At 68.5% G+C, this 20,943-nt stretch carries 17 protein-coding genes; 6 read left to right on the forward strand and 11 right to left on the reverse strand.

Annotated elements, in window-relative coordinates:
* Nucleotides 1–204: 204 nt before the first annotated feature.
* Nucleotides 205–1,395, forward strand: coding sequence for a glycoside hydrolase family 88/105 protein (locus tag BS329_RS30190; RefSeq protein ID WP_076164875.1), 1,191 nt, complete (start codon nt 205–207; stop codon nt 1,393–1,395).
* A 50-nt stretch (nt 1,396–1,445) separates the two neighbouring features.
* Nucleotides 1,446–2,450: a winged helix-turn-helix domain-containing protein gene (locus tag BS329_RS30195; RefSeq protein ID WP_076164877.1), complete on the forward strand. Its 1,005-nt coding sequence runs from the start codon at nt 1,446–1,448 to the stop codon at nt 2,448–2,450.
* A 682-nt stretch (nt 2,451–3,132) separates the two neighbouring features.
* Here the strand turns inward: BS329_RS30195 and BS329_RS30200 are convergent.
* Nucleotides 3,133–4,704: an alkaline phosphatase D family protein gene (locus BS329_RS30200; RefSeq protein WP_076164878.1), complete on the reverse strand. Its 1,572-nt coding sequence runs from the start codon at nt 4,702–4,704 to the stop codon at nt 3,133–3,135.
* 42 nt (nt 4,705–4,746) lie between these two features.
* Nucleotides 4,747–5,403: a hypothetical protein gene (locus BS329_RS30205; protein WP_076164880.1), complete on the reverse strand. Its 657-nt coding sequence runs from the start codon at nt 5,401–5,403 to the stop codon at nt 4,747–4,749.
* Nucleotides 5,404–5,546: 143 nt separating this feature from the next.
* Here BS329_RS30205 and BS329_RS30210 point away from each other — a divergent pair, with 143 nt between their 5' ends.
* Together BS329_RS30210 and BS329_RS30215 are read left to right on the forward strand one after the other, a co-directional pair.
* On the forward strand, nt 5,547–8,486 hold the full coding sequence (locus BS329_RS30210; RefSeq protein WP_143253261.1) for a BTAD domain-containing putative transcriptional regulator: 2,940 nt from the start codon (nt 5,547–5,549) through the stop codon (nt 8,484–8,486).
* 123 nt (nt 8,487–8,609) lie between these two features.
* The gene (locus BS329_RS30215) at nt 8,610–9,836 is read left to right on the forward strand and encodes a hypothetical protein (RefSeq protein ID WP_076164883.1); all 1,227 of its coding nucleotides are present in this window, start codon (nt 8,610–8,612) and stop codon (nt 9,834–9,836) included.
* A 464-nt stretch (nt 9,837–10,300) separates the two neighbouring features.
* On the opposite strand, the gene BS329_RS30220 is transcribed toward BS329_RS30215, so the two are convergent.
* A complete protein-coding gene (locus tag BS329_RS30220) occupies nt 10,301–10,726 on the reverse strand; it encodes a DUF4396 domain-containing protein (protein WP_208619301.1) in 426 nt (141 codons plus the stop codon).
* A gap of 269 nt (nt 10,727–10,995) precedes the next feature.
* Here BS329_RS30220 and BS329_RS30225 point away from each other — a divergent pair, with 269 nt between their 5' ends.
* On the forward strand, nt 10,996–12,012 hold the full coding sequence (locus BS329_RS30225; protein ID WP_208619297.1) for an autoinducer 2 ABC transporter substrate-binding protein: 1,017 nt from the start codon (nt 10,996–10,998) through the stop codon (nt 12,010–12,012).
* Between the two features lies 1 nt (nt 12,013).
* Here the strand turns inward: BS329_RS30225 and BS329_RS30230 are convergent, their stop codons facing one another.
* Complete coding sequence (locus BS329_RS30230) at nt 12,014–13,264, reverse strand: DUF6923 family protein (RefSeq protein ID WP_244197347.1); 1,251 nt, start codon at nt 13,262–13,264, stop codon at nt 12,014–12,016.
* A gap of 14 nt (nt 13,265–13,278) precedes the next feature.
* Nucleotides 13,279–14,043 carry a bestrophin-like domain gene (locus tag BS329_RS30235; protein ID WP_076164888.1) on the reverse strand — a complete coding sequence of 255 codons (765 nt, stop codon included), beginning with the start codon at nt 14,041–14,043 and terminating at the stop codon, nt 13,279–13,281.
* Nucleotides 14,044–14,530: 487 nt separating this feature from the next.
* Here BS329_RS30235 and BS329_RS30240 point away from each other — a divergent pair, with 487 nt between their 5' ends.
* The gene (locus BS329_RS30240; protein WP_076165034.1) at nt 14,531–15,556 is read left to right on the forward strand and encodes a family 2 encapsulin nanocompartment cargo protein polyprenyl transferase; all 1,026 of its coding nucleotides are present in this window, start codon (nt 14,531–14,533) and stop codon (nt 15,554–15,556) included.
* A gap of 61 nt (nt 15,557–15,617) precedes the next feature.
* Here BS329_RS30240 and BS329_RS30245 read toward each other — a convergent pair whose 3' ends face one another.
* From BS329_RS30245 to BS329_RS30270, 6 genes are all read right to left on the reverse strand, one after another.
* On the reverse strand, nt 15,618–16,763 hold the full coding sequence (locus tag BS329_RS30245; protein ID WP_076164890.1) for a CapA family protein: 1,146 nt from the start codon (nt 16,761–16,763) through the stop codon (nt 15,618–15,620).
* Nucleotides 16,764–16,955: 192 nt separating this feature from the next.
* On the reverse strand, nt 16,956–18,272 hold the full coding sequence (locus BS329_RS30250; RefSeq protein ID WP_076164891.1) for a DNA polymerase IV: 1,317 nt from the start codon (nt 18,270–18,272) through the stop codon (nt 16,956–16,958).
* Nucleotides 18,259–18,582: a transcriptional regulator gene (locus BS329_RS30255; protein WP_076164893.1), complete on the reverse strand. Its 324-nt coding sequence runs from the start codon at nt 18,580–18,582 to the stop codon at nt 18,259–18,261. The genes BS329_RS30250 and BS329_RS30255 overlap by 14 nt, the downstream gene beginning before the upstream one ends.
* Nucleotides 18,579–19,208, reverse strand: coding sequence for a hypothetical protein (locus tag BS329_RS30260; protein WP_084750347.1), 630 nt, complete (start codon nt 19,206–19,208; stop codon nt 18,579–18,581). Before BS329_RS30260 ends, BS329_RS30255 begins: the two co-directional genes overlap by 4 nt.
* 20 nt (nt 19,209–19,228) lie before the next feature.
* The gene (locus BS329_RS30265; protein WP_076164894.1) at nt 19,229–19,960 is read right to left on the reverse strand and encodes an ABC transporter permease; all 732 of its coding nucleotides are present in this window, start codon (nt 19,958–19,960) and stop codon (nt 19,229–19,231) included.
* Nucleotides 19,957–20,859, reverse strand: coding sequence for an ABC transporter ATP-binding protein (locus BS329_RS30270; protein ID WP_076164896.1), 903 nt, complete (start codon nt 20,857–20,859; stop codon nt 19,957–19,959). Before BS329_RS30270 ends, BS329_RS30265 begins: the two co-directional genes overlap by 4 nt.
* Nucleotides 20,860–20,943: the final 84 nt, after the last annotated feature.

Genomic DNA, 20,943 nt, shown 5'->3' on the forward strand with positions numbered 1-20,943 from the left:
GGCCGCTTTCGGAGAGAGTGCCGCCCACCGGGACCGTCCCGGGTATCGGGAGCGACCATTCGAGTGGCAGATCTGATATATGAGGCAAGAGATCGGATCTCTCTTGACTCACCGTCGAGAAGCCGGGTAGACGTTGTCCCGCAACGAAAGTTCGGCCCTCAGAGCCGCCCGCTCCCGGTGTTCCCGGCACAGGAAAGGCCACGGATGTCCTCAGCTCCTCTTCGCGCGGCAGGGCTTTCGCGGCGCACCGTGCTGGCGGGAACCGCCGGCGCCCTCGGCTCGCTGGCCGTCCCCGGTGCCGCCGCCGCCACACCGGGATCCGTGGACTGGTCGCGGGCGGTCGTCGACTCGACGATGAAGCGCTACACCCCGGCCACCCTCGGCGGCTGGGGCTACACCCGCGGCCTGTACCTCTACGGCCAGTATCTGGTGTACCGGCGCACCGGCGAACGGCGCTATCTCGACTACATCCTCGCCTGGTACGACCGGTTCGTCACCGAAAGCGGGATCTCCAACGGCTTCACCGACCTGGACGCGATGCGCTCCGGGCAGATGTTCCCCTTGCTGTACACCGCAACCGGGCAGGCGAAGTACCGGACCGCCGCGGACCAGCTGCGCCGCCGGTTCCCGACGTATCCCCGGACGTCCGACGGTGGGATGTTCCACGCCACGAGCAAGACCGGGCAGTTGTGGGCGGACGGCGTGTACATGGCGCAGCCGTTCCTCGCCCTCTACGGCAAGACCTTCGGCGATCCCGGCTACTGCTACGAAGAGGCCGCGAAGAACGTCGTCGTGTACTTCGACCAGCTCAAGGAACCCGCCAAGGGCCTGCTCTACCACGCCTACGACGAAGACGGCTCGGAATCGTGGGCTTCGGGCGAGGGACGACATTCGAAGTACCACTGGGCCCGCGCGATCGGCTGGCTCGGGATGGCGTCGATCGACCTCCTCGAGATCCTGCCCGAGGGCCATCCGCGGCGACGGCGTCTCGTCGACGTCGTCAAGTTCCTCGCCGCGGGGTACACGCGGTGGCAAGACCGGGCTTCGGGCCGCTGGTTCCAGATCGTCGACCGGGGCGGCGACAAGGACAACTGGCTGGAGACCTCGGCGTCGGCGATGTACACGTTCCTGCTCTCCCGGGCCGTGCAACGCGGCTACGTCGGCACCGAGTACGGGCCGGTGGCCGCGAAGGGCTACCGCGGGGTCTTGTCCCAGGTCTCGACCGGTTCCGGCGGATTGGCGGATATCGAGAACATCTCCGAGGGCACCAATATCGGCGACACCACGTATTACTACGGGCGTAAGCGCAACACCAACGATTTCCACGGTCTCGGCGCGTTCCTCATCATGAACGAGCAACTGGGTTTTTCCGGGCGGTGCCGGGTATTGACCTGAGGCGCTAACATCGCGTGCTGCGACGCCCCAATCCCAGGAGGGACGACCGGATGCGCGAGACGCCGCCCCAGGCCTCCTATACCCGGCTCGAACTCGGTGACACCAGCACGATCCCGGTCAGTGTGACGGTTTCCCCGCACATCTCACTGGTCTCCCTGCTCGTCGAAGTCGTCGGCGGCTACGACCGCGGCCTTCCCGCTCCCTGGCGCCGCCAGGTGGGCTCGGCGATCCCGGAGCAGGGGTACCGCGCGGCGAGCGCCCTCGCCCGGCGCGGCACCTCCGTGCAGCCGGACTTCATCGTGCCGATCAGTCCCGCCGGGGACGCTTCCGCCGCCGCACAGGCGGAAATGCTGCGCGACCTGACCGAGGAAGACGTCCTGAAAGGCCTGGAAGAGGTCTTCGGCGACCGGTTGCCGGCGCAGTGGCGGCAGGCCGCCGACCATCCGAGACGCTGGGTCGCCTCGCTCGCGGACGCCTTCACCGCGACCAGGCTGGCGACCGAAAACCTCTGGACCAAGGCCAGGCCCCTGCTCGACCGCGAGATCGAACGGATCGGCGTCGCCTCCGTCCGCGGCGGGACCGACGCGGTGCTCGGCCTGCTGCGACCCCATTTCCGGTTCAGCAGCGGCGCACTGCTGCTGCCCGACGCCGAACCGGCGCGGTACGCCGTCCGCGGCCGCAAACTGATCCTCGTCCCGATGCTCGCGGGCTGCCGGTCGGTGGTGTCCAACTTCGACGAAGAGGACGCCATCTGGATCGGCTATCCCCTGCCGGGGCTGGACGGCCTGCTCGAGAACGGCAAGGCCGAACCGGGCCCCGGCGTCGAAGGGCTCGACCTGGTGATCGGCGCCCACCGCGCGAAACTGTTGCGGCATTTGGGAAAACCCGCCCGGATGGGCGAGATCGCGAATCTCCTGTCCTGTGCCGCGAGCACCGCGACCTACCACTGTGAACAGCTCGTGTCGGCGGGCCTGATCCAGCGGCACCGCGAGGGCCAGGTCGTCCTCGTGGTCCGGACTCCTCGCGGTGACGCGCTGGTGGACCTGCTGTCCTGACTCGTCATCGCAGTTTTGGCTCACCAAAGTAGCGAAGAGCTGCTGATCGGTGCTGTCTTTGGTAGTCCTTGACATCGCTGGTGCCGGTTAGGGGCCGCGGGGAAGGATTCCCTGTTGATCAAGCTGTGCAACCGGTGTGACCCCGCGGCTGCGAAGGAGGCCTTCCCAGCTGAGGCGCACGGGGCGAAAGCGACCTTTTCTGCGCAGCCTTGCCCACCTGAAGTACATGATGGCCTCCTTCCTTGCGCTAGGCGCAAGGAAGGAGGCCATCATGTACTTGACTGACCGCAGCCTTCGAAACAAACGGCCCTACCAGGGCGAACCTGCCGGAAACACATCCATACCGCCGACGTGTGGGTCGCGTCGGGAGGGCTTAGCTGCCGTCCGCAGTTCGGGGCTGATGCGGGTAACGGCTGGGTTCTGACTGCGTCTGGATCTTCTCGCGACTGGCGGGTGACTGTGTCGCGAAAGCCACTTTCGAGACGTCTGATGTCCCGAAAGTGGCTTTCGCGACATGCTCGACCACAGCGCGGTCACACGCGACCTGGTTGAAGTCGATGAAGACCCGGCCGCCGCGTTCTTCCTTCCACCACGCGATGGTCGCCTTGAGTTCCTGGCATTGGCGCCTAGCGCAAGGAAGGGGACCTTCATGTACTGGAGCTGGCGACCCAGCCGCAGCTCCCTAGGCCCGTTGCAACCCCGGCTTCCCCGCTTCCACCACGTAGCTGCGGTCCGCGGCGAGGGTCACCTTCGAGAAGTCGTACTCGGTGGTGTCCGAAACCGTCATGAAATCCGCCCGCATCCGCGCTTGCGAAGCCGTCACCCGGACGTAACCGCGTTTTCCCCGGCAGTACTTGACGTGCGGGTTGTTCGCGAGCCAGGCCGACGACGGATCTGTCGCGGTGTCGCTGTTGCTCGTGACCGACGTCGTCACCAGTTCCGAGCCGAACACCGGGTCACCGTGGTTGAAGTAGTCGCGGCGCAGGTCGGCCGCCCAGTGCCGGTGGACGTCGCCGGTCAGCACGATCGGGTTCGGCACCTTGCGGTCCACGATGCCCTTCGCGATCCGGTCTCGGGAGGCCTCGTAACCCTGCCAGGAATCCGGGCTCTCACAGGTCGCCTTGTTGCCGTCGCCGTCACGGGTGGCGAAGAAGACCTGCTGGCCGAGGAAGTCCCACTTCGCCGGGTGCGTTTCCAGCGCCTTCAACAGCCATGCCTCCTGCGCCGTGCCCAGGATGCTGCGCGACGTCGCCCGCATGTCGGTGCACGCCGGGCCCGCAGAACCGGACGGGTCGGGGACCTGCGCGTTGCGGTACTGGCGGGTGTCGAGCATGTGGAACCGGGCGAGGTTCCCCCAGCCGAACTGCCGGTACAGGCGGATCGTCGCGCCGCTCGGCTTGGCGGTCGCCCGGATCGGCATGTTCTCGTAGAACGCCTGGAACCCGGCGGTCTTGCGCTCCGCCGTCGCGGGGATGGCGGTGCCGTTCCAGTTGTTCATCACCTCGTGGTCGTCGAAGACCACGATCCACGGCGCCATCGCGTGCGCGTTCTGCAGGTCGGCGTCGGTCTTGTGCTGGGCGTGCCGGGCGCGATACTGCGCCAGCGTCGTCACGTCGTCGGTGAAGGCGAGTTTGCGCGGATTCCGTTCGGCGGCGGCGCGGCCGGACTTCTTCTCGTACATGTAGTCGCCGAGGAACAGCACCAGATCCGGGTCGTCGGCGAGCATCCCCTTGTACGAGTGGTACCAGCCCTCCTCCCAGTGCTGGCAGGAGGAGAAGCAGTACTTCAACTGGTCGACGGCGGCACCGGCGGCCGGGGCGGTCCTGGTCCGGCCGACCGGGGAGATGAAGCCGCTGGTCTTGAAGCGGTAGAAGTACTCGCGTCCCGGCTCGAGCCCGGCCGGTTCGATGTGCACGCTGTGCCCGGAGGCGCGGGCCGCGGTGGCGGTGCCCTTCTGCACGATCGAGGAGAACGCCTGGTCGTTCGCGATTTCCCAGTCCACTGTGTACGCGGCGTCCGGCATACCGCCGAAACCGTCGGGGTTCAGCGGGGCGGGAGCGAGCCGAGTCCACAGCACGACGCTGTCCGGCAGCGGATCACCCGAGGCGACACCGAGCTGGAACGGGTCGCGGATGGCGGGCGCCGCCGCCATCGTCCTCGCGTTCGCCCACGAGGGCACCGTCGATGACAACGCCGCCGTCGAAACCGCCGCGGCTCCACCGAGGAGTACCGCCCGCCGGTTCACCTGACCCATGAGAATTCAACCTTTCGAAGTGGGGAAAGAACGGGGAGCGATTCACGCGGCGTAATCGGTGATACCGCCACTACAGGCCTCGAGGACCGGATTCGCGGAAGCGTTGGCGACGCAGACCTTGTAATAGACCCAAGACCCCTTCGCGACCGGAACGGCCTTGTCGACGTGCGTGCCGTTACCGCCGGAAGCCCAGACGTAGAACGGGCCGGCGCCACCCTTCAGCCAGTAGGCGACCACGGCGGACTTGCCGTCGGCGTCCTTGTCGTAGACGAGGAAATGAGCATCCGAGGAACGGAACTGACCCTCACCCGCGCAGACTCCGGTGGAACATTCGGCGCTGCCGGAACCGACCCCGCAGTCGGGCGCGATCCGCTGGTCGGAGCCGGTGTAGACGTAGCCGTCCGAGATGTAGCCGCCGAGCGCGGGAACGTAGTCCCACAACGTCGTCTTGCCCAGGGGCCCGGTGACCTCGGTCCCCTGCGTCTGACAGTCGATGGTCACCGTGGCGCCGTTGGCGACCGTGCGCACCGCGCTTGAAGCGGTGCTCGGGGCGCGCCGCACGTTCAGCGGATCACCCGCCGTCTTGACCGTCCCGGTGGCCGCGGCCAGCGCGGGAGTCGCGCCGGCGAGCCCCAAGGCGCCCGCCGCCGCCAGCACGAGGAAGAAACCGGCGAGTCGCCGGACACTTGAACGCTTCATGGCTTCAGCGTCAACCGGAGTCGTACACATCCCGTACAAACGCCGACCGCTGTCCGCACATGCATGCGAATGGATCTAGCCAACCATGGCGGGACGGCAATATTATCGGCGGATATGGGGCTCCTGCCGTATTGGCGGTTTAGGTGACAATTCTCGGGTTTCGCGTTCTCGGTCCGCTGGAAGTGGCGGTGGATGGACAGGTGGTGCCGCTCGGCGGCCCCAAACCGCGTCTGCTGCTCGCCGCACTGCTGCTCCAGCCCAACGTCGTCGTCTCCACCGAACTGCTGATCGAGGTCCTGTGGCCCTCGTCGGCTCCGCGTTCGGCGGCGGCGAACATCCGCACCTACGTCCATTCACTCCGCAAACGTCTCGCCGACCGCGATCCCGGACTGGGAGAACGCATCGGCAGCCGGGCGTCCGGCTACATCCTCAAAGCCACTCCTGAGGAGATCGACCACATCCGATTCGGGGAATTGGCCGCCCGCGCACAGGACGCGCTCGGCCACGGGCAGGCCGAATCCGCCCTCGACCTGCTGGACCAAGCCGAAGCGTTGTGGCGTGGCGAAGTCCTCGAAGGGCTCCCCCACGACCACGGCTGGGGCGCGACCGTGGCCCGGCTGACGGAGTTGCGGCTCGCGGTCCAGGAACAGCGGCTGCGGGCGAGGATCGAACTCGGCCGCACCTCCGAAGCCGTCGCCGAACTGCGCGGCCTGGTCACCGAGCATCCGCTGCGTGAAGAACTCTGGCAGCGGTTGATCGTCGCGCTGCGGGCCGACGGCCGCACGACCGACGCGATCGAGGCGTACGAAACGGCCGAGAAGGTGCTGGCCGAGGAACTCGGCACCGAACCGGGGCCTCGGCTGCGGGAGTTACGGGCTTCGCTGGTCATGCCTCCGGACACGGTGGCCATCGCCCTCACCCGGCCGATGACACCGGTCTGCCAGCTGCCACTGGACCTGCCGGACTTCACCGGCCGCGAAGAGGTGGTCGGCGAGCTCGTCTGCCTGCTCCGCGACCGCCGTGACCAGGGAAAACCCACCATCGCGGTGCTTTCGGGGGCGCCGGGGGTCGGCAAGTCCACGGTCGCGATCCGGGTGGCGCACGCGGTACGGGAAGACTTCCCCGACGGCCAGTTGCACGTCGACCTCGCCGGGACGTCGACCTCGCCGAGGCCGCCGATGACCGTGCTCGCCGAGTTGCTCCGCGCGCTGGGCGTGCCGGACGCGGGTCTGCCGCGTGACCTCGCCGAACGCGCGGCGCTGCTGCGGTCCCGGCTGGCGAGCACCCGGATGTGCGTCGTCCTCGACGACGCCGGCAGCGCGGCGCAGGTCCGGCCGCTGCTGCCCGGCGCGGGCGCCTGCGCGGTGCTGATCACCAGCCGGACGCGGATGCCGGATCTGGCCGGGGCCACCCCGGTCGACGTCGACCTTCTGCCCGAAGCGGAAGCCGCGCAACTGCTCGAAGGGATCGTCGGCACCGATCGGGTCGCCGCGGAGCCGGAGTGCGCGACCGCGATCCTGCGCCACTGCGGCCACTTACCGCTGGCGATCCGGGTCGCCGGGGCGAAGCTGACCCACCGGCCGGGCTGGACGCTGCGCGTGCTGGCGGACCGGCTGCGGGACGAAAGACGGAGACTGGACGAACTCCGCGTCGGCGATCTGGCCGTCCGGGCCAGCGTCACACTCAGCTACGACCTGCTGCCGATGTCGGCGGCGTCCGCGTTCCGCGGCCTCGGCGGGCTCGGCTCGGTCCAGTTCCCCTCCTGGGTGGTCGCGGCCCTGCTCGGCCGCACCCACGCGGACGACGTCCTCGACGTGCTGGTGGACGCCCACCTGGTCGATCTCATCGGCTCGGACGGCACCGGCGAACCCCGCTATCGCCTGCACGACCTGCTGCGGTGTTACGCCGCCGAACTGCGTGCGCAGGACGTCCCGGCGAAGGCCCGCGACGCCACGAAACGGGTACTGGAAGGATATCTCGCGCTCGCGGTCGAAGCCGCGGACCGGATGCCGATCCATTTCTTCGGGCTGTACCGGGACGACACGGTCGCCCAGCCCGCGCTTCCACCGGGAACCGAGCGGCTGGTCGAGGATCCGGCCGCGTGGTTCTCCGCCGAGCGGCACACTTGCGTCGCCGCCGTCTCGCTGGCCGCCGACCTCGGTTTCGACGCGCTCGCCTGGCGCCTCGCCGCCGCGCTGGCGCCGTATTTCGACCAGCGCGGGCACCAGGACGACTGGCTGCACACGCACGCCGTGGCACTCGCCGCCGCCCGCCGGTCCGGCGAGCTGCGCGGCGAGGCGATCATCCAGCGCAACCTCGGCCAGGTCCAGCTGTACCAGGACAGCTACGCCGAAGCGCTGGTCGCTTTCGAGCAGTCGCAACTGCTGTTCGACAAGATCGGCGACGCGCGGGGCGCGGCCATCGCGCTGGCCGGGCTCGGCACCGTACTGCGGATCAAGGGCGAGGACACCGTCGCTCTGGAGCACTGTCACGCCGCACTCGACCAGTTCTCGGCGGCCGGTGACCCGCACGGCGAGGCCGTCGCGCGGATCGCGATCGGCGCGGCGTGGCTGGCGCGGCGCCGGTTCGCCGAGGCGGAACGCTGGTTCACCGAAGCGCTCGAACAGTCCGCGGGCATCGGCGACCGGCATCGGGAGGCGCACGCGCTGAAGCGGCTCGCGATGCTGCGGCAGCATCAGGGCGATCTCGCCGGGGCACGTGAGCAGGTCGACCGGGCCATCGCGATCTTCAACGAACTCGGCGACGACCATTGCGTCGGGTACGCGAACCAGAATCTCGGCGAACTTTATCTGCACAGCGGCGATCTGGCGCACGCGCAACTGCTGCTGGTCAATTCGCTGAGCGTGCACCGGCGCAACGGGGACCGCCGGTCCGAGGCAGAGGTGTCGCAGTTGCTCGGGGAACTGCACGAGGCACTGAGCCAGCCGGAGCGGTCGCGGACGTACTCGGAACGCGCGCTGGCGTTGTGGCGGGAACTCTCCGCGCGGCCACAGGAATCCGCGCTCGCCTCGCGTCTTCAGGAATCCGCCGAGGCCTCCTACGGGAAGCCCGCTTCCGCCTGACCCTCTTGACCGATCCGGCCCCTGGTGGCGATACCAGGGGCCGGATCGCGTTTGTATCGATCGTGTACAGGTCCCGGAGAAGCTCCCTTCGAAGCAACCGAGAGTGCTCGAAGGGAGACCGGAATGGTCCGGACCGTGAAGGCCCGCCGTGTGATGGCGGCCGTGCTGGCCATGGGGGCGGTCACCGCGCTGGCCGCCAGCCCCGCGAACGCGGCACCCGAAGGGAGCTGGCACGCCGACCTGTCCACTGTGGACGAAGATGACGTCAACGTCCGCAGCGACGGTGGGGTGCTCAGCCTGGAAAACACCGCCTGGCACAGAAAACCCGACTCCATCGGTAGCCAGGGTTACCTGCTGCTCGGCGAACAGAACCTCGGGAAGCCGGTGAACCGGGTCACCGCCCAGGTGACCGCGAACGCGCCCAAGGGCACCGAAGTCGAGGTCGACGTCCGAGGGAAGCTCAACTCGAACGACTGGACCGAATGGACGCCCACCGAGGGTGGCGCCGCCCAGCTGTCCACTTCGGTCTCCACGGTCCAGGTCCGGATCGGACTGCGCACCGTGACCGACGGCGTGACCGCGAAGGTCAGTGACGTCACGCTCCAGGGCGAACTCGGCCCGCAGGCCAACGCGATCGGCGCGGCCGCCGCCCCGCTGACGTACAAGGTGTTCGGCACCCGCGAAGGTCTCGTCGGCGGCACCACCGCCAACGGACACGTGATCAAGTCCCGTGACCACTTCGTCGCCCTGCCTTCGGGCCGCGGCCTCGCGCCCAAGAACACCGGCAACTACACGGTCCGCATCTGCCGCACCGACAACAGCCGCTGCGAGTACGCGCCGGTGTGGGACGTCGGCCCGTGGAACACCAAGGACGACTACTGGAACCCGTCGGCCACCCGTCAGATGTGGAAGAACCTGCCGCAGGGCAAGCCCGAAGCGCAGGCCGCGTACCAGGACGGCTACAACGGCGGCAAGGACGAGTTCGGCCGCAAGGTGGCAAACCCGGCCGGCATCGACCTCGCCGACGGCACCTTCTGGGACGGCCTGAAGATGACGGACAACGGCTGGGTCAACGTCTCCTACCTGTGGACCGGCTCCGGCCCGACCGGCGTCGTCAGCACGGCGGGCGACCCGATGAACGTCCGGGCGTCGGCGAGCACCACCGCGGCGATCAAGGGCCTCGCGGCGAACTACGCCAAGGTCAACATCGAATGCTACGTCGAGGGCGAGACCGTCACCGGCAAGTTCGGCACCAGCAACATCTGGGACCGGATCGGCCCGGGACACTACATCTCCGACACGTACCTGAAGACCGGATCGGATCTGCCCGTCGCGCCCAAGTGCGCGTGACCCCCTGAACGCGAAGGCCCGGCGTACCCCATAACGCCGGGCCTTCGCTTTGTTCCTTTGAGCGGCACAGTTGTTCACACCTTGAATGGTCTTCCCAAGGAGATCGACCTCTCGAGCGTCTGACGAGCCGAGACGTGACTCAGGCGTTGAGCGCGGCCGTCACCCCCGGATGTCGCGAAAGCCACTTTCGCGACGTCTGATGTCCCGAAAGTGGCTTTCGCGACACGGCCCGGTTGTGGTGCCTGTCGCAGGTGACCTCCAGGACCCCCTCTCGCGACCGCAACCAGAGGACTACTTGCGGTCGAGTAGCCGCAGGGGAAGAGCGAGAGGACGCTCGCCGCCCTGCCGCGAGCCCACTGGCCGCTTCGCGTGACTGACTGGACAGCACGAGAGCCACCACCCGCGCATCGCAGGAGATACCTGAAGCAACCTCTGCCCTGACGCGACTCACCATTCGCGACGGCTCAGTGCCCGTGGTGCGCGTGGACCTTCGCGTGTCCCAGGCCGCGGCCGATCATCCACTTGTTCACCGGCACCGTCAGCACGAACGCGACAGCCAGCGCGAACGCCAGCGCGCCCCAGAACAGCAGGCTCCCGAGCCCGGCGTCCATGGCGCCCGGCACCACCACCATGATCCCGTTGTCGACGATCTCCATGACCGCGATCGACACGGTGTCGGCGGCCAGCGCCACCTTCAGCGCGGCACCGAACGCGAGACCCGACTTCAGCACGCCGCGCATCGTCAGCGCGTAACCGAAGACGAAGGCCAGCGCGACCGAAAGGGCGATCGTCGCCGCGTTGTGCAGGCCGAGCGCCGTGCCGATCACCATGCCGAGGACCTCGCCGATCGCACAGCCGGTGAGGCAGTGCAGGGTCGCCGACGTCGCCATCGACCAGCTTGCTCCATGCCGTGTGTCGTTCATGCGGAGCAATATACCCCCCACCCGTATGTACGCCACCGTGAGCCGCATCTCGCGGTCGCTGACCGTCACCTCCGTAAGCGGATTCGGTAATCGGGCCTGGTCGATGAACTCACTTCAGTAACCCTTTGCGCTCATCCGGTTGACCGGGGTAACCAAAGACCCTAGTTTCGCCGGAGGTCTCCACCGCGCGCAGACCGATCGGCTGGTTCAGGTTGTTCCGTGACTATGGGGTGGAGATGCGAGGGCCGACGAAGACGCTCGTCGTTGCCACTGTGCTCGCTTTGGGCATGGTGTCCGGGCTGACCGGCTGCGGCGGTGAGGAGCCCGCCGGGATGGCGGCCAAGCCGATCCGGATCGCGTTCGTGCCGAAGGTCGCGGGCATCCCGTACTTCGAGGCGATGAACACCGGCGGAATCGCCGCGGCCAAGCAACTCGGTGTCGAATGGACTTCGACCGGTCCGGCGACGGTGGACCCCGCCGCGCAGGTCTCGATCGTGCGCGGCCTCGTCGACCAGCGGGTGGACGTCATCGCGATCGCCCCGAACGATCCCGGCACGATGGCGCCGGCGATCACCGACGCGCGGGCCAAAGGCGTCCATGTGATCACCTCGGACACCGACGCGCCCGGCACCGATCGCGAACTCTTCGTCAACCAGGCGACGCCGGAGGGCATCGGCAAGGCGCTCACCGACGCCCTGATGACGAAGATGGGCAAAGCGGGCAAGTACGCGATCGTTTCGTGCGGCGAGACCGCCGAGAACCTCAACGCGTGGATCGCCGTTCAGCGTGCCTATACCGCTACCGAGTACCCCCATGCGCAGCTCGTCGAGACGGTCTACGCCGGTGAGAACAAGGACACCGCCACCTCGATGGCCAAGGCCCTGATGGCCAAGTACCCGGACCTCACCGGCCTCGTCGGCGAGTGCACGACGTCCGCGCCCGGAGTCGCCGAGGCCGTCCGTTCCCAGCAGAAGATCGGCCGCGTCTTCACCGTCGGTGTCGGGACACCGCAGGCGATCAAGCCGTACCTCTTGGACGGTTCCGCGTCGCTTTCCGTGCTGTGGAACGTCGAATCGCTCGGCTACCTCACCGCTTGGGCAGGCAAGCAGATCGCCGAGGACAAGCGGCTCGGCCCGTCGAACAAGGTCAACCTCGAGCTGCCGGCCATCAAGTACGACGAGGCCAAGAAGACCGTGCTGCTGGGCGACCCGCTGCTGATCACGCGCGAGAACGTGGACCAGTTCAAGTACTGACTCACCGGCTCCGCCGGACGGCACTCGCCGCCGCACCGCCGCCGAGGATGAGCACCAGCGCGGTCAGACCCCACCGGCGCTTTTCCTTCGTGCGGACGTGCGGGTCGATCTTCTCCGCCTCCTCACGTTCCCTTGGCGGGGCGGCACGGGTCGGCTTCGGCACCGGGGCTGGCGGCGGGACGACCTTGGGCGCGGAAGTGGGCGCCGGACCCGGCGACGACGTGGGTGCCGGACTCGGAGTGGGGCTCGGCGTCGGTGAAGGGGTGGGCGTCGGACTGGGAGTCGGCGTCGGTTTCGGCGGGGGAACAGGAGTGGGGGCAGGAGTCGGTGTCGGTGTCGGTGTCGGTGTCGGTGTCGGTGTCGGAGTGGGTGTCGGTGTCGGTGTCGGTGTCGGTGTCGGTGTCGGTTTAGGCGGTTCCGGGTCCGGCGGCTCGGGGGCTTCAGGGATGGTGAGGCAGCCCGCGGCGTCTGAGCTTGCCAGCGGCGCGGCCGAACGCACCACGGTCACCTGCCCGCTTCGATCCAGGCGATAGAGCACGCTTCGCCCGCCGATCCGGTTCGCCGTGGCGTACAAGGCGCCGTCGCGAGCGAGCACGACGGAACCGTAGACGTCGGCGGGCGGGAACCGGGCGTCGTCGGCTTCACGGACCTTGCCGGACGCCGGGTCGATGGTGATCACGGCGCCTTTTCCGCGCCAGGTGGTGGAGACCCCGTAGAGCAATCCGTTGTGATACGCGAAGTCGTTGACGTCGTGGGCGAGCGTGATCGGCCGCAGGAACACCGTCCGGATCACCCGCAGGTACCGCTCCCCCGGCGTCAAGTCCACTGTGTACAGTGTGCCGTTCCTGAGCAGATACCAGGAATTCCCGCCGATCGCGCCGGCGGTCACCCCCGCGACGGGGCTCCACACCGGCAGCCGGTTCCCGGCACGGGTGATCGGGCCGAGATCCCGGGTGCCGCCGTCACGATCGATCGTCACGGCGTGCGCGCCCCGGCTGAGTCCTTCGGCGACACCGAAGACCAGGTCCCGGGTCGCGGAATAGCCGAGCGCGTTGAGCCGGTACCTCGTCTCGGTCACCCGCGAAGTGGTCCCCGAACCGACGTCGAGCCAGCGCAGCTTCGACTTCCCGTGCGAACCCGTCTCGGCCTGCACCACCAGGCAGGTCTCGGCGGCGCGCGCCGTCATCGGGGCCAGCAGCGCCGACCCGCCCACCAGCCCGGAGACGGCCACCACCGCGGCTGCCCGCGTCACTCCGTCCACGGTGCTCAGGAGATTCTTGCCAGCGCGGAGGTGAACGCGTCGGGCGGGATCCGCACCCCGCCGCCGAACGGGTTCTGCAGCTGGTAGATCGCGAACAGCAGCAGCGTGACCGTACCCGCCAGCGTGGAGACGACGACCAGATGCGCGGCCAGCCGGGTGCCGCCGAACAGGTTGGGCAGCAGCACCGAGATGAGGCTGCCGAGAATGAGCGCGAACCAGACGACACCGCCGACCTTGCCGTCCTCGACGGCGCTGAGCCGATCCTGCCTCGCCTCGTAGACCTGCCAGAGCTGGGCGGCCGCCTCGGCCTTGCGCTCCCGGACCCAGTCGTCGTCCGACGGGGCCTTGTCCACCGCCTTCCGCAACTGGTCGAGCTGGGTCCAGCCGTTGTCGGGGACGGTCTCCCCGCCCGCGGCCATCAACGGCCACTCCTTCTGCTCGACCGTGGAGACGTACTCCTTGCTCAGCTTCCGGACCTCGTCCTTGACGTCCGCACCCAGCGAATCGGCGGCCCAGACGGCGGCGACCAGGCTGTCCGCCTCGTGATAGGAGCCTTCGCGTGCGGCGCTCGTGGAGTCGAAGAGGGAGATCAGGATGAACGCCACCAGGACCGCGTGCAGCCCGCCGATGATGGTGTACACCTGGCCGGCGGCGTCGTTGTTGTCCGGCCTTCCTTCGTCCCAGCCGAACTTGCGGACGAGATAGCCGACGAAGCCCGCGGCCACCGCCGCCCCGACGACCCAGGCGATGCCGGTCAGGTAAATGCCCATTCGACTCCTTACCCCGTGAAGACTGTTGAAACTAGTTCACCGTCCACGCGCCGAGAAGGTCAAGGGAATCAATTCACACTGGCGATGCAGGAGAGAAAGTCGATCATCACCGTCTCGGCGCAATTTCCCATACCGCGAAACGATTTTCGGCACGCGCCGGAAAGACCTGTCACCGCTGTGAGAGCACGGCTTCACGACCGAGTGATCAGCCACCACAGCACGTCACCGACCTGGCGGATGCCGAAGTTCTTCACAACTTTGTCGCCCGAACGGCCGCAGTGGGAACGTCCACTCTGGCCGATCCGGCAAACAGGTGAACGTACCCGGCTACCCGATCGTGTGTTTTTACGGGCATTGCCGCTTGCTATGTTCATTTCGCGCCTCCCCCTTCGAGTGGGTATCCGCGATTTGTGAATTCAGCGGTGCCCCGGCGCACCGGGAATCCTGGAAAACGCCGAACTCGGGCGTGTGGCTGAGAGGGAGTCCGTTGACCACCATCGACACCCGCGCCGGTGCGCGGCCCGCCGTCGAAGTTCTGACCTGGAGCCGGAACCTGCTCGACCCGGCACTGCGGCACGAGGTCGGGAAGCTGCCGGAGTCCCTGCGGCTGATCGCCGGCTACCACTTCGGCTGGTGGGACGAGCACGGCCGTCCATCCACTTCGGACGGCGGCAAGGCGTTGCGGCCCGCGCTCGCCCTGCTGGCCGCGGAGGCCGTCGGCGGTGACGCCGAAGTCGCCGTCCCGGTGGGGATCGCGGTGGAGATGGTGCACAACTTCTCCCTGCTGCACGACGACGTGATGGACTCCGACACCACCCGGCGGCACCGCCCGACGGCATGGACCGTCTTCGGCACGGGCGCCGCGATCCTCACCGGGGACGCCCTGCTGAGCCAGGCCTTCGAGGTGCTGTCCCCGTTCGGGCAGACGGCGCTGCGTGTGCTGAGCACGGCCGTGATCGACCTGCTGGAAGGACAAAGCGCGGATCTGAAGTTCGAAGAACGCGGGGACGTCGGTACCGCCGAATGCGTACGGATGGCCGAGGGGAAGACCGGCGCGTTGCTCGGGGCGTCTTGCACGCTCGGCGCGCTCGCCGGGGAAGGGAGGCAGGATCAAGTCGACCGGCTGACCGAGTACGGGAGGGCACTCGGGCTGGCGTTCCAGCACATCGATGATCTGCTCGGGATCTGGGGCGATCCGGCGGTGACCGGGAAACCGGTCCACTCGGATCTCTCCAACCGGAAGAAGTCCCTGCCGGTGGTAGCCGCGCTCCACTCCGGGACGGATGCCGGGCGAGAACTGGATGTCTTGTACCGCAAGGAAAACCTTGATGCCGCGGAATTGCCCCACGCGGCGGAACTGGTGGAACGGGCGGGCGGCCGGACGTGGAGCCAGGAGCAGGCCGACGCACTCCTGACCGGCGCGCTGCACCATCTCGCCGTCGCGAACCCGGTGCCCCGCCCAGGCGCCGAGCTCGCGGCCCTCGCGAACCTGGTGGTGCGACGACGATATTGAAGGCGGGCGCGGAGAGGGCACGGGCGGGCCGGGCGCACAGCTCGGCCCGCCCGTGTGCCGCTCAGCGACCGGGACGGGTCAGGCCCTGGTCACCGGCGCCACGACTGAGGACGACCTCGTCGGTGTTTTTGAGAGCGGCGTTTTTGAGAGTGGTGTCTTTGAGGGCGGCGTCCCCGCTCTGTCCCGCGGTCAGGTCGAGCAGCCGGATCGGCGGGCCGAGCTGGACCAGCGTCGGGACGTACTCTGCCTTGTCGACCTTCCAGCGCTCACCCTCCCGCACGAACCGGAATCGCGCGGCCGCGCCCTGTTCGGTCGAACCCTTCGGCTCCGAATGCCGGGCGACGCTGTTGCCGAGACCGTAGGCGACCCATTTGCCGTTGATCTGCTCGAAGGGCTGCACCACGTGCGCGTGGTGGCCGATGATCAGGTCGATCGAGTCGTCGCCGAGCAGTTTCTTCGCCAGCTGGCGCTGTTCCGCGTTCGGCTCGTGCTGGTACTCGGTGCCCCAGTGCAGGCTCGCGAGGACGACCTGGGCACCGGCCTGCCGCGCGGCCTTGGCCTCGGCGATCACCTTTTCGGCGTCGATCTGGTTGACCAGCCAGGGTTTCCCCGGCGGCACCTTGATCCCGTTGAACCCGTAGGCGAAGGAAATCTGGGCGACTTTGACGCCGTTGACGTCGACAATCAGCGGCTTCTTCGCCTCTTCGGCCGAGCGCGCCGAACCGGTGTGCTTGATCCCCGCCTCGTCGAGTTTGTCAAGTGTCCGGGTCGCACCCGCCACGCCCTGGTCGATCGTGTGGTTGGACGCAGTCGAGCAGTTGTCGTACCCGGTGTCCTTGAGCGCGTCGACGATCTCGGGCGGCGCGCTGAACGACGGATAGCCGCTGTACGGCCCGCCCTTCGGCGCGAGCGGGGTCTCGAGATGGCAGATGCCGAGGTCGGCACCGGAAATCAGCGGCTTGATCCCGGCCAAGAGCTGCCGGTAGTCGATCTCGCCGTCGCCGTCTTCCTTCGCCTGGTCGGTCAGCGCGGGGTGGATCAGCACGTCACCGGTCGCGACCACGGTGAACGACCCTTCCGGTGTTGAAGACCGCGTGGTCGACGCGGCGGGCTGCTGCTGCTGTTGCCCGGGGGTGGCGCTGCACGCGGCGAGCAGTACGGCGGCGCCGACGAGAGCGGTGGTCTGACGGGCGCGGGAGGTGAACATCGATTCCCTCGATCGGGTGACATGCCTTCCTCATCCTGCCTTATGCCGATCGGGCATGACACTCCACCGAAGCCACCATGAACCCTCAGGCTTCCTACGTCGGAGACCGAGCGATTCGTACGACCGCGTTTCGTCCTCTAGTTGCGGTCCTTGCACGCGCAACTACCGCAACTAGAGGACGAAACGCGAGGGTCAGGCGAGGCAATCGGAAGGGTTACCGCGGCGCAGCGCCGGATCGTCCTGGAGGAAGGTCCGCGCGACGCCCGGGCCGCTGGAGCGCGTCTCGAACCGGACGGTCACCCTGCCGTGTCCGGCGCCCTGCACCCAGCCGGTGCCGTGCGTGTCGTGCGCCACGTCGTCGCCGGGCCGCCAGTTCGAGGAGACCACGGGCACCGGCGCGGGCGCTCGCGAGACCGACGGCGCTTCGGTGACCGGAACGGAAAGAGTGAACAGCGGATCCTGATGCGGCACGGAAAGCCCGGAGAACGCGACCCCGGCCAGCCGCACCCCGCCGAATTCGGCCGGGTCGATCAGCAGCCGCTCCGCCATCGAGGCGAGCTGGTCGAATTCGTCGGTGGGCGAGGCCATCGTCTCCGAACGCGTCACCGTGCTGAAATCGGTGTGCCGCAGTTTCACCACCACCGTCCGCGCGACCCGTTCGGCGTTGACGAGCCGTTTGTGCGCGTGGACGGCCAGATCGCGGACCTCGCGCCGCAGACTGGCCAGGTCGATCAGGTCCCGGTCGAAGGTCGTTTCCGCGCTGACCTGCTTAAGTTCCGCGCGGCCGGACACCGGCCGGTCGTCGACGCCGGTGGCCAGCCGCCGCAGGTCTCGCCCGACCACACTGCCCAAAGTGGACACCGCGTCGGCGTCGGAAAGCGTGGTCAGCTGCCCCAGCGTCCGGACACCGATCGCCCGCAGTTTCCCCTCCGCGACCGGGCCGATCCCCCACAGCGCCCTGGTCGGCAGCGGCGCGAGGAAGTCCCGTTCGGTGCCCTGGTCCACGACGAGCAGCCCGTCCGGTTTGGCCTCGTCCGACGCGACCTTCGCGACCTGCTTCCCCGACGCCGCCCCGATCGACGCCACCAGGCCGATTTCGGACCGGATGTGCTCCCGCAGGCGGGCACCGAACTCGCGCACCTCGTCCGACGACGCCCCCGCCAGCGAAGGCGGTTCCGCGAAGGCCTCGTCAAGCGAAATCCGTTCCAGCACGGGCGCGTACTCGGCGACGAGGTCGAACACCCGCGTGCTCAGCAGTTCGTACAGTTTGAACCGCGGCGGCAGGATGACGCCGTTGGACGGCAGCAACCGCCGGGCCTGCGACATCGGCATCGCCGACCGGATACCGTGCTCGCGCGCCTGGTAACTCGCCCCGGCGACCACGCCGCGCGGGCCCGCGCCACCGACGAGGACGGGACGCCGCGCCAGGGTCGGCCGGGTCAGCTGCTCACAGGAGGCGTAGAACGCGTCCATGTCGAGGTGGATGACCCACCGGTCAGGCCCGCCCATCGCCCGGCACCTCGAGAAGACGATGCAGGGCCTTCGTGTACTCCTCGAACGCGGCCCGCCCCCGGGTGGTCAGCTCGACCAGCGTCACCGGCGTCCGATGTTCGAAGGCCTTGGTGATCTCGACGTAGCCGGCGTCCTCGAGTTTGCGCAGATGCGTCGACAGGTTGCCCGGTGTCATGTCCAGCAGTTGCTGCAACCGCGGGAAAGTGATGCGGTCCCCCGGCCCGAGGCTCGTCAACGCCACGGTGACCCGCAGCCGCGCCTGCGCGTGGATCACCGGATCGAGCTGGGGCAGCCCGTCTTCGCTCATCGCGCCCGCACCAGGAAGACCAGCGACGCCACCAGGAAGCCACCGCCGCCCGCCACGCTCAGCACGAGGAAGTTGTGTGGTCCCCCGGCCAGCACACTCGCCGCGCCGCACGCGATGATCCACACGCCGAGGCCGTACTGCACTCTGCTCTGCCACAACATCCCGCCGGCGAGATACATCAGCCCGGTCAGCACGAGTGCGGTCCCGGACCACAGCAGCGGGATCAGCTCGGTGTCGAGGCCGAGGCGGATCAGCGCGGTGTTCACCACCGTCAGCCCGCCGAACGCGATCATCCAGCTCCACCCGTACATCGCCCCGACGAGCCGGGATGGCCCGCGTACGCCGCGGCTGGCCCGGATGCCGTAGACCGCCGAATACGCCATGGCCCCGGCGAAACCGGCGACGGTGATCACCGCTGCGGCCCAGAGCGGCAGCAACGCGGTCGGCGGGGCGGAGACGTAGACGAGGCCGAAACCGAACAGCCACACCAGACCCCAGACGGCGAGCAGCACCGCCGGATTCGGCCCGATCCCACGCCGGGTCTCCTCCGTCTGCCTGGCGATGAGCGCGAGCGACTCCTCGGGCGTCATCGGCCGGGCGTCGTCGTCCCGTTCATCCTCCACCACTTCGGAAAGCTAACACGGGTTCACAGTCTCGCCGTGTCAAGCCGGAACCTCGCCATCACCACCAGCGCGGGTACCACCAGCCAGGCGACGAGCACTCCGACGGCGGTCAGCGTGCCGGAACCGCCGAGCACCGGCGCACGGCCGATCTCGCCGAGCCAGTAGGTCGGCATGAGGTGCCCGGCGGTGTTCATCCAGCCCGGCAGGACCTGCAACGGGATCCACAGCCCGCCGAACATGCCCAGCGGCAGCATCAGCGCACCGGTCACCGCCTGCACGGTGTCGCCCTTGCCGAACAGGCCGATCATCAGGCCCAGCACCGCGAAGGGCAGCGTCCCGAGCCACAGCGTGCCGAAGATCGTCAGCCACTGGCCGGTTTCGAGCCGGATGCCGCGGATCATGCCCGCCGCGAAGATCACCAGCAGGACGGGCAGCGCGACGAACAACCCCGCCGACACCTTGACCATCAGATAGCCCGGTGCCCGCATCGGCGTCAGCCTGAGGGTGCGCTGCCAGCCGTCGGTGCGTTCGGTGGCGACGCGGGTGCCGGTGAACAGCGCGGCGGTCATGGCGCCGTACGCGGCCATGTTCACCATGGTCACCGTCGCGGTCGAGATGCCGGGAGCGATCTCGCGGGCGCCGAAGATCCCGCCGAACAACAGGAACATCGCCAGCGGCATCCCGATGGTGAACAACGCGAACTGCGGGCTGCGGACGATACGCTTGATCTCCAGCGCCAGATAGGTCGTGTTCATCGTGACGCTCCTTCGGCCACATCGGCGGTCAGCGCGATGAAGGCCTCTTCCAGTCCCACGGCGGTGATTTCGATGTTCGCGGCGAGCGGGAACTCGCGCAGCAGACCGCGGAGGGCGGCGTCGGAATCGGCGCAGCTCAGCTCCGCGTGCCCGGCCCGCAGCACCGCGCGCGACACTCCGGGCAACGCGGCGAGCGCGGCTTCGGTGGCGTCCGGGACGACGGCACGAAGCATCCGGCCCGCGACCGCGGCCCGGACCTCGCCGACCGGCCCGTCCGCGACGACCCGGCCGTGCCGCATGAGCACGACGCGGTCCGCGTAGTCCTCGGCCTCGGCGAGGTAATGCGTAGCGAAGAGGACCGTCCGGCCCGTCTCGGTGTACTCGCGCATCGAGGCCCAGAACCGGCGGCGCCCGTCGACGTCCATGGCCGCGGTCGGCTCGTCCAGCACCAGCAGATCCGGATCGCCGACCAGCGCGAGCGCGAACCGCACCCGCTGCTGCTCACCGCCGGAGAGCTTCCCGCAGCGGCGGTTCGCGTACTCGGTGACCCCGGCACGTTTGAGCACCTCGCGGACCGGCAGCGGATTCCGGTGCAGCGAGGCGAACAGGCCGGCGAGTTCGGCGACCGTGGCGTCCCTGAGCAGCGTCCCGTTCTGCGCCATCGCGCCGACCAGGCCCCGGTCCATCGCCTCGGCGGCGCTGAGCCCGGCGACCCGCGCCCGGCCGGCATCGGGCCTGGTCAGGCCCAGCAGCATGTCGATCGTGGTCGACTTGCCCGCGCCGTTCGGCCCGAGCAGCGCCACGACCTCCCCCGGCGCGGCCCGCACACTGACGTCTTCGACGGCCAGGACGTCACCGAAGCGTTTCACCAGCCCTTCGAGGCTGAACGCGTCCGCCATGACTTTCCCCCTTCGAGCACTCTGAACCACAAAGCTCACTTTCACTTTGTAACACAAAGTCCCCTGCCCTGAAAACCCCGGAAG

This window comes from Amycolatopsis coloradensis (assembly GCF_001953865.1).
Taxonomy (GTDB): domain Bacteria; phylum Actinomycetota; class Actinomycetes; order Mycobacteriales; family Pseudonocardiaceae; genus Amycolatopsis; species Amycolatopsis coloradensis.

Bases quoted from the DNA above. Each gene is read 5' to 3' on its own strand.
- BS329_RS30190 (WP_076164875.1), top strand. From the start codon at position 205: ATGTCCTCAGCTCCTCTTCGCGCGGCAGGGCTTTCGCGGCGCACCGTG.
- BS329_RS30195 (WP_076164877.1), top strand. From the start codon at position 1,446: ATGCGCGAGACGCCGCCCCAGGCCTCCTATACCCGGCTCGAACTCGGT.
- BS329_RS30200 (WP_076164878.1), bottom strand. From the start codon at position 4,704: ATGGGTCAGGTGAACCGGCGGGCGGTACTCCTCGGTGGAGCCGCGGCG.
- BS329_RS30205 (WP_076164880.1), bottom strand. From the start codon at position 5,403: ATGAAGCGTTCAAGTGTCCGGCGACTCGCCGGTTTCTTCCTCGTGCTG.
- BS329_RS30215 (WP_076164883.1), top strand. From the start codon at position 8,610: ATGGTCCGGACCGTGAAGGCCCGCCGTGTGATGGCGGCCGTGCTGGCC.
- BS329_RS30220 (WP_208619301.1), bottom strand. From the start codon at position 10,726: ATGGCGACGTCGGCGACCCTGCACTGCCTCACCGGCTGTGCGATCGGC.
- BS329_RS30225 (WP_208619297.1), top strand. From the start codon at position 10,996: ATGCGAGGGCCGACGAAGACGCTCGTCGTTGCCACTGTGCTCGCTTTG.
- BS329_RS30235 (WP_076164888.1), bottom strand. From the start codon at position 14,043: ATGGGCATTTACCTGACCGGCATCGCCTGGGTCGTCGGGGCGGCGGTG.
- BS329_RS30245 (WP_076164890.1), bottom strand. From the start codon at position 16,763: ATGTTCACCTCCCGCGCCCGTCAGACCACCGCTCTCGTCGGCGCCGCC.
- BS329_RS30250 (WP_076164891.1), bottom strand. From the start codon at position 18,272: ATGGGCGGGCCTGACCGGTGGGTCATCCACCTCGACATGGACGCGTTC.
- BS329_RS30255 (WP_076164893.1), bottom strand. From the start codon at position 18,582: ATGAGCGAAGACGGGCTGCCCCAGCTCGATCCGGTGATCCACGCGCAG.
- BS329_RS30265 (WP_076164894.1), bottom strand. From the start codon at position 19,960: ATGAACACGACCTATCTGGCGCTGGAGATCAAGCGTATCGTCCGCAGC.
- BS329_RS30270 (WP_076164896.1), bottom strand. From the start codon at position 20,859: ATGGCGGACGCGTTCAGCCTCGAAGGGCTGGTGAAACGCTTCGGTGAC.